Source organism: Vibrio sp. MEBiC08052 (assembly GCF_001506075.1).
Taxonomy (GTDB): Bacteria; Pseudomonadota; Gammaproteobacteria; order Enterobacterales; family Vibrionaceae; genus Vibrio.
In genome coordinates this window covers 1,968,755-1,985,331 of record NZ_KQ947475.1, presented here as the reverse complement: position 1 = coordinate 1,985,331, position 16,577 = coordinate 1,968,755, and the positions used below count along the sequence as shown (strand labels likewise).

Genomic DNA, 16,577 nt, shown 5'->3' with positions numbered 1-16,577 from the left:
CCCAATGCTTAACAAAGAACTAGAGTCTAGTTTGAACAATGCTTTTGCCCGAGCCCGGGATAAAAGACATGAGTATATGACTGTCGAGCATCTGTTGCTTGCATTGTTAGAGAATGGAGCAGCGAAAGAAGCATTAATCGCTTGTCGAGCGGATCTGGATGCTTTGCGTTCAGAGTTGGATGTGTTTATCGACAAAACAACACCCCTGATTCCGGAAAGTGACGAAACGCGGGAAACTCAGCCAACACTGAGTTTTCAGCGGGTATTGCAACGCGCGGTATTTCATGTTCAGTCTTCCGGACGAAATGAAGTAACCGGTGCAAATGTTCTGGTTGCAATTTTTAGTGAACAAGAATCTCAAGCAGCTTATCTGTTGAAGAAACACGATATTAGTCGTCTGGATATCGTCAATTACATTTCTCATGGTATTACCAAAACATCAGGATCCAGTGATGAATCTGCACCCGATTCTTTCGGCTCGGACAGTGCAGAGGATACACCTTCTGAAGAACGTCTTGAAAATTTTGCAAGCAACCTGAATCAGTTAGCAAAAAATGGTCATATTGATCCATTGATTGGCCGGGACTACGAACTGGAACGAACCGTACAAGTTCTATGCCGTCGTCGTAAAAATAATCCGCTACTGGTTGGTGAAGCCGGTGTTGGTAAAACTGCAATTGCTGAAGGACTTGCCTGGCGAATTGTTGAAGGGCAGGTACCGGAAATTATCAAAGATAGTGTGATCTATTCATTGGATATCGGTTCTCTGCTGGCAGGCACAAAATACCGCGGTGATTTTGAAAAACGCTTCAAAAATATCCTGAAACAGTTGGAAAAAGAAAAAGACGCGATTCTGTTCATTGATGAGATTCATACCATCATTGGTGCCGGTGCTGCGTCGGGCGGACAGGTTGATGCCGCGAATTTGATTAAGCCACTTCTGAGTAGCGGTAAGTTACGCTGCATTGGTTCTACCACTTATCAGGAATACAGTAATATTTTTGAAAAAGAGCGTGCTCTTTCTCGTCGTTTCCAAAAAATTGACATAGCGGAGCCATCTTTGGATGACACCACGAAGATTTTGATGGGACTGAAAGCGAAATATGAAGCTCACCATGAAGTGCGTTACACCAATAAAGCGCTTCGGGCTGCGGTTGAGTTGTCGGCGAAATATATCAATGAACGTCATTTACCTGATAAAGCGATTGATGTGATTGATGAAGCGGGTGCAAGAGCACGTTTGATGCCGGCGAGTCGGCGGAAGAAAACTGTCGGTGTTTCGGACATTGAAACGATGGTTGCGAAGATGGCCCGAATTCCTGAGAAGTCACTGTCTTCTTCTGATAAGGATGTTTTACAAAGTCTCGATCAGAAAATGAAGATGTTGGTATTCGGACAGGATACCGCGATTGAAGCACTGAGCGAAGCGATCAAATTGTCGCGAGCCGGGCTGGGTGCCGAAAACAAACCTGTCGGTTCATTCCTGTTTGCAGGCCCGACTGGGGTAGGTAAAACTGAAGTGACCATTCAGCTTTCGAAGTTGATGGGAATTGAGCTACTGCGGTTTGATATGTCTGAATATGGTGAACGTCACTCAGTCAGTCGCCTGATCGGTGCACCTCCGGGTTATGTTGGATACGATCAAGGGGGATTATTAACGGATGCAGTGATTAAACATCCCCATGCGGTTGTATTGCTTGATGAGATTGAGAAAGCACATCCGGATATTTTCAATCTGTTATTGCAAGTGATGGATAATGGTACTCTGACGGATAACAATGGACGTAAAGCGGACTTCCGCAATGTCATTATGGTCATGACGACCAATGCCGGTGTTGCTGAAACCGTGAAGAAATCAATTGGTTTGATTCAGCAGGACCATAGTCATGATGCCATGTCTGAGATTAAGAAGGTCTTCAGTCCGGAGTTTAGAAACCGTTTAGATAATATTATCTGGTTTAATGCTCTGGATGAGCGTGTTATTCATCAGGTTGTCGATAAATTCGTGGTTGAATTGCAAGCCCAGCTGGATGCTCGCGGGGTGTCACTGGAGGTTTCTGAAGAAGTAAGACATTGGCTGGCACAGAAAGGTTACGATAAAGATATGGGTGCACGTCCGATGGCTCGAGTCATTCAGGAAAAACTGAAAAAACCACTGGCAAACGAATTACTGTTCGGTGCTTTAGTGGATGGCGGTACAGTGAAAGTTTCGCTGAAAGATGATGAGCCTGTGTTCGAGTACATCGGGGCAAAAGAAGCCGCGGTTCATTAATGATCCGTGAATCGGAGTCATAAAAAACGGAGCATTTTTGCTCCGTTTTCGTTGGCAGACTACTTGAGGGATTAACGGGCGCGGAAGACGATACGGCCTTTAGATAAGTCGTAAGGTGTCATTTCAACCGTGACTTTGTCTCCGGTAAGAATACGAATGTAGTTCTTACGCATTTTTCCTGAAATATGTGCAGTAACGACGTGACCGTTTTCCAGTTCAACACGGAACATTGTGTTAGGTAATGTATCAAGGACTGTTCCTTGCATCTCAATTACGTCTTCTTTAGCCATTTAATCCTCTTCAAAATGTGGCGAAAAATCCGGCATGTATTTTGCCGTCATCTCTGAAAATAGTAAAGTTGCGCGTATTCTACCCTTGCCAACGTTGATTTACTAGCCTTTGATGCGGTTGAAAGCGTGTTTTATAATTCATTGCCGGACATTCATCGATCTGATAGCCCAGATATAGCCAAGCTTTTTGTTGTTGGTGGCAATATTGAGCCTGTAATAGGACAGCGAAAGTTCCCAGCGAAAGCTTTTCATCGGGGTCATAAAACGTATAGAAAGCACTTGCACTTTGAGGTAAGAGATCGGTGACGGCAATCGCAACGAGTCGTTCTGACTTATAAATGTGCAGATAGACGGTTTTGAGCCAACTACAGGAAGAAAACTGGGCAAAGTCTCCCCGATTGGGAGGATACATAGTGCCATTGCGGTGACGTTGATTGATGTAGCGTTTGTATAGTGAGTACCAGTCTGGATCGAGACTTTCTTTGACTTCCCAGCGAAACTGATTTGACTTATTTAAGAGACGCTTTTGACTTCTGCTGAGATGAAATGCGGTGATCGACACTCGAATCGCCTGACAAAGCTGACAGCTATCACAATGAGGTTTATAGATCGTATCACCACTTCTTCTGAATCCGTTGGCGAGTAACATTTCATATTGTGCAGGTGTATGTAGATCGCCATCCATGGCAATGGCGACACGCTCTTGCCGATCCGGTAAATAGCTGCATGGATGGTTATGGCTTAATCCAATTCGTATATTTTGCATAAAATTCGATTAGTCTGCTGATAAGTTCAATGATATCCACTGTGTCGAATAACAGTTGGGATCTATCTCTTTATATTTAAGTTTGGATAATGTTTTTATAAATTGGTCACGTTCAAGCGCCTCAGCGCCCAAAAATGCCAAATGAGGATTCATGACCTGACAATCGATAAGTTGCCCGCCATACCGGGAAAAATGCTGACAGAAGGCCCATAGCCCGATTTTAGAGGCATTGGTTTTTAAACTGAACATCGATTCACCGCAAAAGAGCTGCCCGACTTGAATCCCATATAAACCACCAATAATTTCTGAGTCCTGCCAGACCTCAATGGAGTGACAGTAGCCTAAGCGAGACAGACGTTGGTAAGCCAATTTCATTTCAGGCGTTAGCCACGTCTCTGAAGGGGAGCGGGTTTCAGCACATAATTCTATAATTCTATCAGTACATTGATTCATACTGATGGCATAGCTCGCTTTTCTCTGAAATTTACGGAGACTTTTGGCGGGTTTAAATGTCTTAGGTGAGATAATCGCTCTTGGTGAAGGACTCCACCACAGAATCGGTTCTCCGGGACTATACCAGGGAAATATGCCAGAACGGTATGCGGCAAGAAGCCGATCCGGATGGAGATCCCCACCGAAGGCAAGTAACCCGTTTGGTTCGTCCAGTGCTTGATTGAGCGGTGGGAATGAATATTCATCCATGGCCAGCTCTGGGAGATAGATTGTCATATTAATTCAGTTCATCGGAGATCTATTTATGCGCTTGTTAATACTGATCTTATTGGTTTTTCCTCTGATTGCAAATGCTGCTTATGAAAGAAATGTTGCGCGTCCAGTGAATCAGGTGGTTTTGGGTCAGATCGAATCGGTCCGTTATTTTTCTCAGACAGAGGTGGTCCATGCGCGCGAAAATGGCTGGGAAACTTTCATCGGTGCCGTGGCTGGCGGCATCATTGGTCGCCAGTTTGGCGGTGGGCACGGTAAGTCATTGGCGACGATTGTTGGTTCGATTGCTGGCGGAGGGATTGCCCGACAGCATGCGACTCGCGCTTATCAAAGAGAGGATAAGGCGGTTGAGTTATTGATCAAAGTTGAAGGGGATCGGTATATCGACGTGATTCAGGAGGTTGACCCTAACATGATTTTTACCCGGGATGATCAGGTTCGTATTCTTTACTTCAATGATGGCGTTCGTGTCGATAAAGTCTATTAATTTCGGAAGATCGATTCTGGTGGGGTGGTTTTTTTCTGCCGAATTGGCGTTTTTGATACTAGTTTTCACTCAGGAATTTCGATAGTCTCACTGTACGAAAAATTTTCACTGCTCATCAAAGAATACGAGCGGTGCAAGGAAAACAATCTTTAAATGGAAAGCCTTACATTACAACCGATCAAAAGTATTCAGGGTGAAGTCAATTTACCCGGTTCAAAAAGTGTATCCAACCGAGCGTTACTTTTAGCCGCCTTAGCCAAAGGAACAACACGTCTCACCAATCTGCTCGATAGTGATGATATTCGCCATATGTTGAATGCATTGAAATCACTGGGTGTATCCTATCGTCTTTCCGAGGATAAAACGGTTTGTGAAGTGGATGGACTGGGACATGCCTTCCTATCTGACAATGATGTGCTGGAGCTGTTTCTCGGCAATGCCGGTACAGCGATGCGTCCTTTAGCTGCGGCGTTGTGTCTGGGCAGCGGTACTTATACGCTGACCGGTGAGCCACGCATGAAAGAACGGCCGATCGGCCATTTGGTGGATGCGTTGCGTCAGGCCGGTGCAGATATTCAGTATCTGGAGAATGAGCACTTTCCGCCCCTCCGGATTTGCGGCACAGGTTTAAAAGGTGGAACTGTCCACATTGACGGCTCTATTTCCAGCCAGTTTTTGACGGCATTTCTGATGTCAGCACCGCTTGCCGAGTGTGAAACACACATTGAGATTGTCGGCGAATTAGTCTCTAAACCGTATATCGATATTACGCTGCACATGATGGCTACATTCGGTGTCTCAGTGACCAATAACGATTATCGAGAGTTTATCGTTCAGGGTGGACAATCTTATGTGTCGCCCGGTGATTTCCTCGTTGAAGGCGATGCCTCGTCGGCCTCTTATTTTCTTGCCGCTGCTGCGATTCAAGGTGGCGCGGTGAAAGTCACAGGGATCGGAAAAAATAGTATTCAGGGTGATATTCATTTTGCGGATGCGCTAGAAAAAATGGGCGCTAAAATTGAGTGGGGAGATGACTACATCTGTGCTCATCGCGGTACGTTGAAGGCTATCGATATGGACTTCAACCATATTCCTGATGCAGCCATGACGATCGCAACCACTGCACTGTTTGCCGAAGGAACGACTGCCATCCGTAATGTGTATAACTGGCGGGTGAAAGAAACCGATCGTCTGACTGCAATGGCAACGGAACTTCGCAAAGTCGGCGCTCAGGTTGAAGAAGGGGAAGATTATATCATTATTACCCCACCGGCGGTTTTGCAACATGCGGCAATTGATACCTATGATGACCATCGTATGGCGATGTGTTTTTCACTGGTTGCTTTGAGTGAGACACCGGTGACGATTAATGATCCGGGTTGTACATCGAAGACTTTTCCTGATTATTTTGACCGTTTGAAAGGCTTAAGTCATTCGCATGACGCGTAATCGCGAATGATAGAGTGCGGTAATCTCATCTAACTATATCAGAATATGCCACTTGCCTTACGTAAGTGGCATCAATCAACGACATGAAAGCTTCTATCGTGTTTCGCGGGCCTCACTCGGAAGCGTAAATTCTTTAGATAGTTGATGAGCCAAATATTTGAACATATTAAATACGGCAGTTGTTTTTGCAGTTGGTAAGCCTTGCTCATCAAGAAAATAGTTACCTTTAAATACCAGCACACCGTCTTTTTCTTCAACGGACTCTGCACGCATTCCTTCAATGTAATGTTCATGTTCCTGAATCAATTGATTGGCAATCATCAGCAGATCTGAAACGGAAATGGCTTTTTTATTGTTCATTCGTACCTCCTTTCATCCAAGTCGGCTCATTTTATACCGAAATGGCTCTGATATGCAGTTTTTGTGAGGAAATGCTCTTTCAGAAGCCAGAATTATTGCGGTCATCATGGTTTATTCTGTGACTTATCCCATAGAACGGTGGATTTTTTTCGAGAGATGTCGAGAGTCCATTTAGTATACGCAGGCAGTTTGAGATAGCCGTTTGAGATGTGTTCCATCATACAAGACGGTATCCTGAGAGAGATTACCTGAGTGTGTATCTGAGTTTTAGACTAAGCTAAAATTCGATTCGGACAATTGTCGAGCAATTAAGTATCAATTTGCAAAAACAGGTTGATCTTCTTGTTGTCTCGCTCGATAGTAAAAAGAAGTCTAATTTTGAGTGTAATTGCGACCACGTTCGCATTTGGATTAAGGACATTTGAGTCAATTATGGGTAAATCACTGGTTATAGTGGAGTCTCCAGCCAAAGCTAAAACGATTAATAAATATCTTGGCCGAGACTATATTGTGAAGTCTAGTGTCGGTCATGTCCGAGATCTTCCTACCTCTGGTCAAGCAAGTTCAACCAAAAAATCAACACCTGTTTCAACGAAACATTTAAGTGCAGAAGAGAAAGAACGTTTAAAAAAAGAGAAAGAACGCAATGCACTGATAAAAAAAATGGGGGTTGATCCTTACCATGGTTGGGAAGCCAATTATCAGGTGCTTCCGGGCAAGGAAAAAGTCGTTTCTGAACTTCAGAAGTTGGCAAAAGATGCCGACTGCGTTTACCTCGCAACGGATTTGGACCGAGAGGGGGAAGCGATCGCATGGCATTTGCGCGAGATTATCGGTGGTGAAGAGGATCGCTATAAGCGCGTTGTCTTTAATGAAATCACCAAAAACGCGATCCAACAGGCTTTCCATGAGCCCGGAGAACTGAATATGGATGGCGTGAATGCCCAGCAAGCACGTCGTTTTATGGATCGTGTCGTGGGGTTCATGGTTTCTCCACTGTTGTGGAAGAAAGTTGCTCGCGGTCTGTCCGCTGGTCGGGTTCAGTCCGTTGCGGTCAAGCTACTGGTTGAAAAAGAGCGGGAAATTAAGGCATTCGTGCCGGAAGAGTTTTGGGATATTCATGCCGATACCCAGACACCGGATGGGAAAGGCCTGCGTCTGTTGGTTGCGCAAAAAGATGGTGTGGCATTTAAGCCACTGAATGAGCAGGATGCCAAAGCTGCAGTGAGTGTGCTTGAATCAGCACAATATGAGGTGTGTAAGCGGGAAGACCGCCCTACATCGAGCAAACCTTCTGCGCCATTTATTACCTCGACACTGCAACAAGCCGCAAGTACGCGCTTGGGATATGGTGTGAAGAAAACCATGATGCTCGCGCAACGTTTGTACGAAGCTGGTTATATCACCTATATGCGGACTGATTCGACTAATTTGAGTACCGAAGCGGTCGATGCCGTTCGAGATTATGTGCAAACAAATTTCGGGGAAGCATATTTACCCGATAGCCCTAACGTGTATGGCAGTAAAGCGGGGGCACAAGAGGCCCATGAGGCGATTCGTCCTTCGGATGTCAATGTTCTGGCTGATGCGCTGGAAGGTATGGATACCGATGCCCATAAACTATACACATTAATCTGGAATCAGTTTGTTGCATGTCAGATGACGCCAGCTCGCTATGATTCAACCACAGTTAGTGTGAAAGCTGCCGAATATACCCTAAAAGCCAAAGGGCGTATTCTGAAGTTTGATGGTTGGACTCGCGTTCAGAGACCTTTGGGTAAGAATGAAGATCAAATTCTGCCGGGTGTGCAAATCGGTGAAACGCTCTCTTTAGACGCATTGGATCCGAAGCAACACTTTACCAAGCCACCGGCAAGATATACCGAAGCCGCACTCGTAAAAGAGCTTGAGAAGCGTGGGATTGGCCGACCATCAACTTATGCGTCGATTATCTCCACGATTCAGGATCGTGGCTACGCAAAAATTGAGCAACGACGCTTTTACGCGGAAAAAATGGGTGAGATTGTTACGGATCGTTTAGATGATAGTTTCAATGATCTGATGAACTATGATTTTACCGCCCGAATGGAAGAGAAGCTGGACCAGATTGCTGAAGGAAATGCGAAATGGAAAGGTGTTCTTGATAACTTTTTCAGTGATTTTTCCGTCTCCCTTGAGCAGGCTGAACAACAGGAAGAAGACGGCGGCATGAAGCCGAATCATATTGTTCTGACCAATATTGAGTGCCCGACATGTTCTCGACCAATGGGAATTCGTACGGCTTCGACCGGAGTATTCCTTGGCTGTTCCGGGTATGCTTTGCCACCAAAAGAGCGTTGTAAGACGACAATTAATTTGGGGGATGAGGACGGCGTCATTAATGTCCTTGAAGAGGATGTTGAAACGGCGGCCTTGCGGGCGAAAAAACGGTGTCCGATTTGTGAAACCGCCATGGATGCTTATCTGATCGATGATAAGCGGAAATTACATGTCTGTGGTAACAACCCGAATTGTGACGGTTATATCGTCGAACATGGTGAGTTTAAGGTTAAAGGATACGATGGGCCGGTTGTTGAATGTGACAAATGTGGTGCCGATATGGTGCTGAAAAACGGTCGTTTCGGCAAATATATGGGATGCACCAATGAGTCGTGTAAAAATACCCGGAAAATCCTGAAAAATGGTGAGATAGCCCCACCGAAGGAAGAACCGGTTCATTTCCCTGAGTTACCGTGTGAAAAATCGGATGCTTATTTTGTCTTGCGTGATGGTGCCTCCGGACTGTTTATGGCTGCCAGTAACTTCCCGAAATCGAGAGAAACCCGTGCACCGTTAGTTGAAGAATTTGCGCGTTTTGAAGAGCGCATTCCCGATAAGTTTAAGTATCTGGCTTCAGCGCCAACCCATGACCCTGATGGTGTACCCGCTGTCATTCGATTTAGCCGTAAATCGAAAGAGCATTATGTGCGTACGGAAATTGACGGCAAACCCACCGGTTGGACCGTTCTGTATGTCGATGGTCAGTGGCAAGTCACAGATAAGAGAAAAAAAGTAAAATCATAATGAACTAAGGCAGCAAATTGCTGCCTTTTTTATATCATCACTTATTTATATTGCTATTTATTTTGAATGTTCCGGCAGTATCGAGATCGGTAGGGAGGCTTAGTGATGATTTCATATAATCCCTTGGTCTGCGCTGTAGCATGATGCTCATAATATTCTTACTTTTTTTGCTTTTTGTGAACTAGCTTGGGAGTTAGAGACGCTAACCGATAGGTGCTTCACTAGTTTGGCGTTTCAATTTTGTATTCTGTGATAATCCCGATAAGTTATAAACAACGTGTTGCATTAATTTTTTGTGACATGAAAAAGTAAGTACCGGCCTATGGCACTAGGTCGCAGCAGATTATAAAAAGGTAATATGGAGTTTCAATAATGGCTGGTGTATTGAGTATGATCTTAGCTGGTGGTGAAGGATCTCGGCTGAGACCTTTAACCGAAGGCAGAAGTAAACCCGCAGTTCCGTTTGGAGGAAGCTATCGGTTGATTGATTTTGCTCTGAACAACTTTGTCAATGCGGATTTGATGCGTATTTACGTATTGACCCAATTTAAGTCTCAATCACTTTATGTCCACCTGAAAAAAGGTTGGAATGTGTCTGGTATTACGGATCGATTCATTGATGTTATTCCTGCTCAGATGAGAGATGGGAGACGTTGGTATGAAGGAACCGCTGATGCCATTTATCAAAATGTTCGTTTCATCGAACTTGCCTCACCTGATTATGTTTGTATATTCGGCTCGGATCATATCTATAAAATGGATGTTCGCCAGATGCTGGATTTCCATAAACAGACAGAAGCTCATCTAACTGTCTCTGCGTTACGTATGCCAATCAAGGATGCATCCCAGTTTGGTGTGATTGAAGTGGACTGTGATGGAAAGATGATCGGTTTTGAAGAGAAACCGGACAAACCTAAGCCGATTCCCGGAGAACCGGAGTGGGCGTTAATTTCGATGGGAAACTATATTTTTGATGCGGATGTTCTTTGCGATGAACTGAAAAAAGATGCAGCCAATGTACATTCCAGCCATGATTTCGGGAAAGATATTATTCCGAAACTTTTTCCTGAAGGACATGTTTACGTTTACGACTTCTCGACCAATAAAATTAAAGGTGAAAAAAAAACCACCTATTGGCGGGATGTTGGAACGATTGACTCTTATTGGGCCGCCAACATGGATTTGCTGAATAATGATCCCTTGTTTTCACTGTACAACCGAAGTTGGCCGCTGCATACCTATTATCCACCGTTACCACCTGCAACGTTTGTGGATGCCGATGATCGCCGTGTTAAGATTACTGATAGTCTGGTATCGGGCGGTAGTTATATTCAAGGGGCAACGATTTTTAAATCAATTCTTGGTTATCGGAGTAATATTGCAGCTGGGTCTCATATCAGTGAATCTGTTATTTTAGGTGATGGAAAAATTGGTGCCGGTTGTACCATAAAACGGACTATTATTGATAAGCATGTTGAAATTGCACCCGGCACCGTGATTGGTGAAGACTTAGAATTGGATAGGAAGCGATTCTATGTCTCTGAAGGGGGAATTGTGGTGATTGCAAAAGGAATGAAAGTTGGATTCTAACATGGAACAAATCGATGTATGGTTTACCGTTTCAGAAGTTGCAGGGATTGTAAAAAGTGGTGGTTTGGCTGATGTCGCCAAAGCGCTTCCTACGGTTTTGAGTGGCATGGGGCATCGTGTAAGAATTGTGTTGCCGGGTTATCGTCTCGTGCCGGACAAAGCTGACACAGCTGTGATTTTGGAGACTGAACTGTCTCATTGGCCCCATACAGCGTATCAAGTTCGCAAGTTTGATCGGGACGGTGTTGAAATTTACCTGATTGATTGTGATAAATATTTTGATCGGCCGGAGCTGTATTCCGAACATAATCGGGCCTATGCCGATAATGGGGAACGCTTTGGATTCTTTTCTGCTGCGGTACTGGATGTTTTACCGAAGTTGGGCATTCAGCCTGATATTATTCATGCCAACGATTGGCATACCGGATTTGTCCCTTTTCTATTAAAAACACGCTATGCCAATGATCCTTATTTTCAGCGGATGAAGAGTATATTGACGATTCATAATGCTCTGTTTAAAGGGGTCTTTTCTTATGATGAATTGGAGATTATCCCTGAACTACATTTAAGTGGTATGGCGTCCCTACAGTATGGTCATGGTTATGTGAGTGTGCTCAGAGTCGGCATTGCGTATGCAGATAAGATTAATGCCGTGAGTCCTCACTATGCTGCAGAGTTATTGACACCACTTGGTGCCCACGGATTAGTCGATGATTTTGTCCGTCGCGAGAGGGATTTGTTCGGTATTATTAATGGTTGTGACTACTCAGAGTGGAATCCTCGAATTGACAGTTATATTCCACGCAATTACACCAATGAGCCCGATTCGTTAATAGAAGGGAAAGCGACCTGCAAACATCAGCTACAGGAAGAGTTGTTATTGCCAACTAGGGATGTACCCGTGTTTGGGATGGTCTGTCGTTTGACTTATCAAAAAGGGTTTCACTATCTGTTGCCGATTCTGGAACAGTTTTTGCGAAATGACGTGCAACTGGTGATTGTCGGGACAGGGGAGCCGGAGATCGCGAATCGTCTACATCAGATTTCTGCGACGTCATCACAAAAATTTGCGTTTGTTGAGGCTTACAGTAACCGTTTTGCTCATTTGGTCGAAGCCGCAGCAGATTTCTTTTTGATGCCCTCTGAGTTTGAAGCGTGTGGATTGAATCAGATTTATAGTATGGCTTATGGCACGCTGCCGATTGTTCGAGAGGTGGGTGGGTTGAAAGACACCGTTTTTAACTATGACCATTTCCCCGATAAAGCGACGGGGTTCAGTTTTATGGAACCGACTCCGGAAGCATTACTCATCTGTATGCAGCGTGCATTACTGTTCTATTTGCAGCATCCAGAGAAAAAGTTAGATATACAGTTGCGTGCTATGCAGCAAGATTTTCGTTGGGAAGATTCTGCTCAGCAGTATGTTCGGATGTATGAAGCCGCGCTGATGGGCTACTAATTTATGCATTGAATCTCATGCTCTTGAGAAACAACAAATGATGAAAAATAACAAAGCACCGTTGACGGTGCTTTGTTGTTCAGGCTCGATGACCAGATGGGAGTTGTATACTTTGGGGCATGTATACGATAGAGGAAAGCTTGTTCAACAAATTAAATTTGCCGAGCCAGCTCATCGCGTCTTGCTTGAGAAATCACTGACCAGTGCTTTCCTTCAATCGCACCTTCTAATGCCCATAGGAGCTCTAGCGGTGGTTGTGTTGAAGGATGAGAGCTCAAAATCGCTTTATATGCACTGAGAGAACCTTTCTGATGAAGTTCTTCAACGGAATGAATACCTGCTTTGCGTAGCATCCGTTCGGTTGCTAGGCGAAGATTCGGCAGATCTTTCAATCGTTGCGGTTTTGTTTCTACATGCGTCGTTTTTTCATCCTTTGCATTCAAATAGGCTTGTTTCGCGATATTGAGAATCGTATTGATATCATCCCAATAGTCTGCGGGAAGCGCAAAATACTTAGTCACAACAGGAAAACCACGTTTAGTATACACATAAGGTTCAAAACCTTTTGCTTTAAACGTTTCCAGTGAATGACTGTCTGCTCGTATATGTAGTTTGTCTTGAACGACAAGTGCAAACATAATGTCGTTTACGAAAATACCAAACCCGCCGAACATTGAGCGTGATTTGACACGGCCCAGTTGTTCAAAAAGCCGCATTGAATCTCTAAGAATTGGTTTGTCCATGCTTTACGTCTCGGTGTATTTTTAAATGAATACGCCACCAAAGTCAGGTCCGAGAATTTAGCAAAAGAATGCAGGAAGTATGTTAACAAAACGTCAAATGATTGACGAACATGAAATGCATTTTTGCCATCGGTAACCCCGCTACCTATCATTTTCATGGTTTAGGCCGGAGGCTTTGCGTCCCATCTTTTCAGATGGTTTGCCCTGTGCGTGACACTTTTCCAGTACGGAATTATGAAGTAAGTATCCTAATAACTACTCCACAATATGTGATTCTAGTCCAATTAATAAAGGTTATCAATAGAAAGAAAGTGGTTGGAGGAATGACCTCCCTCCAACGAAATGTCAATCAGGTGTTAATTTTTGTTTAAATCTTTAACGGTATTGCGTTCTACAATTTCAGGATGCATTTCAAACGTACGACGCTCATGCTCTTTACTTTTGATTCGTTCCAATAAGATTTCAAAAGCATTTTTTCCGACCCGGCGTTTAGGTTGGTGAATGGTTGTCAGCGGTGGAGAAAAATATTCAGAGATCTCAATATTGTCGTAACCGATCACCGATATATCTTCAGGAATCTTGATGCCTCTCTGTTGTAAACGACTCATCAATCCTAAAGCCATCGTGTCGTTGAAGCAAAAAACGGCAGTGGGCTGTTCATCCATCGCAATGATTTTGTCAGCAGCCAGAACCGCAGTATCACATTCGAAGTTGCCTTCCAGAATCCAGTCTTCATTGGGAGTTAGTCCCGCTTCAGCCATTGCTCTGCGAAACCCTTGAATCCGTTCCTGACAAGCGGCTTTTGCTAAATGTCCACTCAGACAAGCAATATCACGGTGACCTTTATCGAGCAGATACTTGGTTGCAAGGTAGCCGCCTTCTTCTGAATTATCGATGATTTTGTCGGCTTGAGAGCTTTCTGGCCCCCAGTCCATAATGACTTTGGGAATATCACTATAGGCTTCGAGCATTTCTAAAAGCTCGGCAGTCAGGTCAGAACATATGACTAATATCCCATCGACCCGTTTTTCAGCCAGCATCCGGATATAGTCGCGTTGCTTCTCATAGAGGCCACCGGTATTACACAAGATGAGTGTATAGCCTTGTCGGTAACAATAGCTTTCAACACCATCGATGACTTCAGAGAAGAAGGGGTTGGTAGACTGGGTCACTAACATCCCGATTGTACGCGTTGAGTTGCATTTCAGACTCCGGGCAACAGCACTTGGTGCATAGTTCAGTGTCTTCACGGCTGCCATGACTTTTTCCTGAGTCGTTTCTGCCACAAACCGAGTTTTATTAATTACATGTGAAACAGTTGTTGTTGAAACTCCCGCTAAGCGGGCAACGTCTTTTATCGTAGCCATAGGTATTGTCCTGTCGCTTATGCTGAAGACCCAGCAATCCGGAGCAAATTACAATTGAAAGTTGAGTTATGAAGATTTTATCTACTTATATAATCGGATAACCCGTACTGAAATTACATTGTGAGGTTATCCGGCAATAAGGACAAAAACCGCTAAATTTAGCGGTTTTTGTCTGGTACAGAATATGCTTTAGTCGCGAATTTTAGACTGCCGATTCCGTAATAGCAATCAAAATGAGGAACTCCTCCTACTTATCTGCATGATCTGACCGTGAATCGAACTAGTATGGGGAGATAACATCATGCTACAGCTCTTGTTTCATTGGTTCAGAGACGGTCGCTTCCTGATTGGCGACCCAGTTTTTCAAATAGTGCCAAAACTTTCCCAATGTTTCATGCCAATATTTCTCCGTCTGTTCAAGATAAATCGCTTTAGGGGCATATTTTATCCACGGTTGCGCTATATTTTTATAAGACAGGTAGTTGGTCGGTGCCGGGATCGGATTGAGTCCGGCAGACTGGAATTCATGTAACGCGCGATCCATATGACTGGCAGATGTGACGAGTACTAATTTTCTCGGTCCGACAAAACTTGCGGCTAACTGGGCTTCTTCCCAAGTATCTTTAGCACTTTCCAATAACACGATGTCTGATTTTGCCACACCGAGTGATAAAGCAACTCTTGCCAACATTCGGGCATGACTGAATCGGGTACCGCCGGCATATCCGGAAAGAATCAGGCGAGCCCCCGGGTACATCCGCATAATTCGGATACCTTCTGTGAGTCGCATCAGTGCTGAGCGACTGAGCTGAGATGTCGGTGGGAGCTGATCATCGACGACATGACCACTGCCGAGAACCATGATGTAGTCGATGCTACCTTCAACGGGTAAAAAGGCTGAATACTTGCGTTCCAGTGGCGCGAGAAGGCGATCAGAAACAGGTTGAAATGATGCCAGAAACAGCAATGTGTAAGAGAACAGAACAATCAGGCAACCGATTTTCCTCTTTGTTGAAAACATAATCATCATCAGGCCGATAAAACCGATGATGAGCAGGGCGGGAAGGGGCATCATTAATGCAGATATGATTTTTTTAAGCTCAAACATATAAGAAATAGTCCGAAAAAACAGCAATTGAGATTAAAAACGAATAATCCTCTTTATTCCTGCCATTCCTATGACAGAATAGCAGCACGATTCGTTATCATAACTCAAGCTACTGTGACTGAAGATCGCAATTTCGACGATATTGCCCACAAATTTGCAAAAAATATATACGGCTCTGACAAAGGTATGATTCGTCAGACCATTGTGTGGGAAGATATTCAAACTATTTTAACATCATTTTCTCCGGAACAGTTCCCACTTTCGGTGCTGGATGCCGGTGGCGGGCTGGCACAGCTATCGCAACGGCTCGCGATGCAAGGACATCAGGTGACATTATGTGATCTTTCTTCTGAAATGTTGCAGTTGGCGCAGACCGATATTGAAAAAAATGGTCTGCTTGCGCAGTATCGCTTTGTCCATGCGGCAGTGCAAGATATGCAACAATATATCACCGATCCGGTTGACTTCTTGATGTTTCATGCCGTGATGGAGTGGTTGGCTGACCCGAAGGATGCGCTGGAAAAATTACTGGCTCAGGTCCGGACCGGTGGCGTTGCGTCCGTCATGTTTTACAATCATCACGGATTGGTGCTGAAAAATGTCATATGCGGAAATATTCCCCATGTGTTGGATGGTATGCCATATCGCAAACGATTTAAGTTACAGCCGCAAAAAGGCCTGAATCCAGAGGCGGTCTATCAATGGATAGAAGCTTGTGGATTCAGTATTGAGGGTAAAAGCGGTATTCGTTCGTTCAGTGATTACATTGGTAATCGCCAGAATATGGGTGAATACAGTGAAGAAGATCTACTGGCGCTTGAAAGACAATTATGTCGGCAAGAGCCTTATTTATCTCTGGGCCGTTATATTCATGTATGGGCCAGAAAAAAGTAAAAA

Annotated in this window: 14 protein-coding genes and 1 riboswitch; of the genes, 7 read left to right on the top strand and 7 right to left on the bottom strand. The window is 44.4% G+C overall.

Going from position 1 to position 16,577, the window contains the following annotated elements:
- Positions 1 to 4: 4 nt before the first annotated feature.
- Positions 5 to 2,272 (top strand): ATP-dependent Clp protease ATP-binding subunit ClpA, encoded by a 2,268-nt coding sequence (gene clpA, locus VRK_RS08620; protein ID WP_059120977.1) that lies wholly within the window; start codon positions 5 to 7, stop codon positions 2,270 to 2,272.
- Positions 2,273 to 2,343: 71 nt separating this feature from the next.
- Here clpA and infA read toward each other — a convergent pair whose 3' ends face one another.
- From infA to aat, 3 genes are all read right to left on the bottom strand, one after another.
- Positions 2,344 to 2,562 (bottom strand): translation initiation factor IF-1, encoded by a 219-nt coding sequence (gene infA / locus VRK_RS08615; protein WP_001040192.1) that lies wholly within the window; start codon positions 2,560 to 2,562, stop codon positions 2,344 to 2,346.
- Positions 2,563 to 2,641: 79 nt separating this feature from the next.
- Positions 2,642 to 3,328: an arginyltransferase gene (locus VRK_RS08610; protein WP_059120976.1), complete on the bottom strand. Its 687-nt coding sequence runs from the start codon at positions 3,326 to 3,328 to the stop codon at positions 2,642 to 2,644.
- 9 nt (positions 3,329 to 3,337) lie between these two features.
- Complete coding sequence (gene aat / locus VRK_RS08605) at positions 3,338 to 4,057, bottom strand: leucyl/phenylalanyl-tRNA--protein transferase (protein WP_059120975.1); 720 nt, start codon at positions 4,055 to 4,057, stop codon at positions 3,338 to 3,340.
- Positions 4,058 to 4,085: 28 nt separating this feature from the next.
- On the opposite strand from aat, the gene VRK_RS08600 reads away from it, so the two are divergent.
- Both VRK_RS08600 and aroA read left to right on the top strand, forming a co-directional pair.
- On the top strand, positions 4,086 to 4,541 hold the full coding sequence (locus tag VRK_RS08600; protein ID WP_059120974.1) for an outer membrane lipoprotein: 456 nt from the start codon (positions 4,086 to 4,088) through the stop codon (positions 4,539 to 4,541).
- Between the two features lie 153 nt (positions 4,542 to 4,694).
- On the top strand, positions 4,695 to 5,990 hold the full coding sequence (gene aroA, locus VRK_RS08595; protein ID WP_059120973.1) for a 3-phosphoshikimate 1-carboxyvinyltransferase: 1,296 nt from the start codon (positions 4,695 to 4,697) through the stop codon (positions 5,988 to 5,990).
- A 93-nt stretch (positions 5,991 to 6,083) separates the two neighbouring features.
- Here the strand turns inward: aroA and VRK_RS08590 are convergent, their stop codons facing one another.
- Positions 6,084 to 6,350 (bottom strand): YciN family protein, encoded by a 267-nt coding sequence (locus tag VRK_RS08590; protein WP_059120972.1) that lies wholly within the window; start codon positions 6,348 to 6,350, stop codon positions 6,084 to 6,086.
- A 432-nt stretch (positions 6,351 to 6,782) separates the two neighbouring features.
- Here VRK_RS08590 and topA point away from each other — a divergent pair, with 432 nt between their 5' ends.
- The 3 genes from topA to glgA all read left to right on the top strand — a co-directional run bounded on the left by topA (position 6,783) and on the right by glgA (position 12,462).
- A complete protein-coding gene (gene topA / locus VRK_RS08585; protein ID WP_059120971.1) occupies positions 6,783 to 9,413 on the top strand; it encodes a type I DNA topoisomerase in 2,631 nt (876 codons plus the stop codon).
- Between the two features lie 372 nt (positions 9,414 to 9,785).
- Positions 9,786 to 11,003, top strand: a complete 1,218-nt coding sequence (glgC, locus tag VRK_RS08580; RefSeq protein ID WP_059120970.1) for a glucose-1-phosphate adenylyltransferase — start codon at positions 9,786 to 9,788, stop codon at positions 11,001 to 11,003.
- Between the two features lies 1 nt (position 11,004).
- Positions 11,005 to 12,462: a glycogen synthase GlgA gene (glgA, locus tag VRK_RS08575; protein WP_059120969.1), complete on the top strand. Its 1,458-nt coding sequence runs from the start codon at positions 11,005 to 11,007 to the stop codon at positions 12,460 to 12,462.
- Between the two features lie 152 nt (positions 12,463 to 12,614).
- Here the strand turns inward: glgA and VRK_RS08570 are convergent, their stop codons facing one another.
- The 3 genes from VRK_RS08570 to elyC form a co-directional block, all read right to left on the bottom strand.
- Positions 12,615 to 13,205: a TfoX/Sxy family DNA transformation protein gene (locus VRK_RS08570; protein WP_059120968.1), complete on the bottom strand. Its 591-nt coding sequence runs from the start codon at positions 13,203 to 13,205 to the stop codon at positions 12,615 to 12,617.
- A 128-nt stretch (positions 13,206 to 13,333) separates the two neighbouring features.
- A riboswitch (cyclic di-GMP riboswitch) is annotated at positions 13,334 to 13,419 on the bottom strand.
- Between the two features lie 142 nt (positions 13,420 to 13,561).
- A complete protein-coding gene (gene purR, locus VRK_RS08565; protein ID WP_059120967.1) occupies positions 13,562 to 14,572 on the bottom strand; it encodes an HTH-type transcriptional repressor PurR in 1,011 nt (336 codons plus the stop codon).
- Positions 14,573 to 14,876: 304 nt separating this feature from the next.
- On the bottom strand, positions 14,877 to 15,707 hold the full coding sequence (gene elyC / locus VRK_RS08560) for an envelope biogenesis factor ElyC (protein WP_197413083.1): 831 nt from the start codon (positions 15,705 to 15,707) through the stop codon (positions 14,877 to 14,879).
- An 87-nt stretch (positions 15,708 to 15,794) separates the two neighbouring features.
- Here elyC and cmoM point away from each other — a divergent pair, with 87 nt between their 5' ends.
- Positions 15,795 to 16,574, top strand: a complete 780-nt coding sequence (cmoM, locus tag VRK_RS08555) for a tRNA uridine 5-oxyacetic acid(34) methyltransferase CmoM (RefSeq protein ID WP_059120966.1) — start codon at positions 15,795 to 15,797, stop codon at positions 16,572 to 16,574.
- The last annotated feature ends 3 nt before the right edge of the window (positions 16,575 to 16,577 follow it).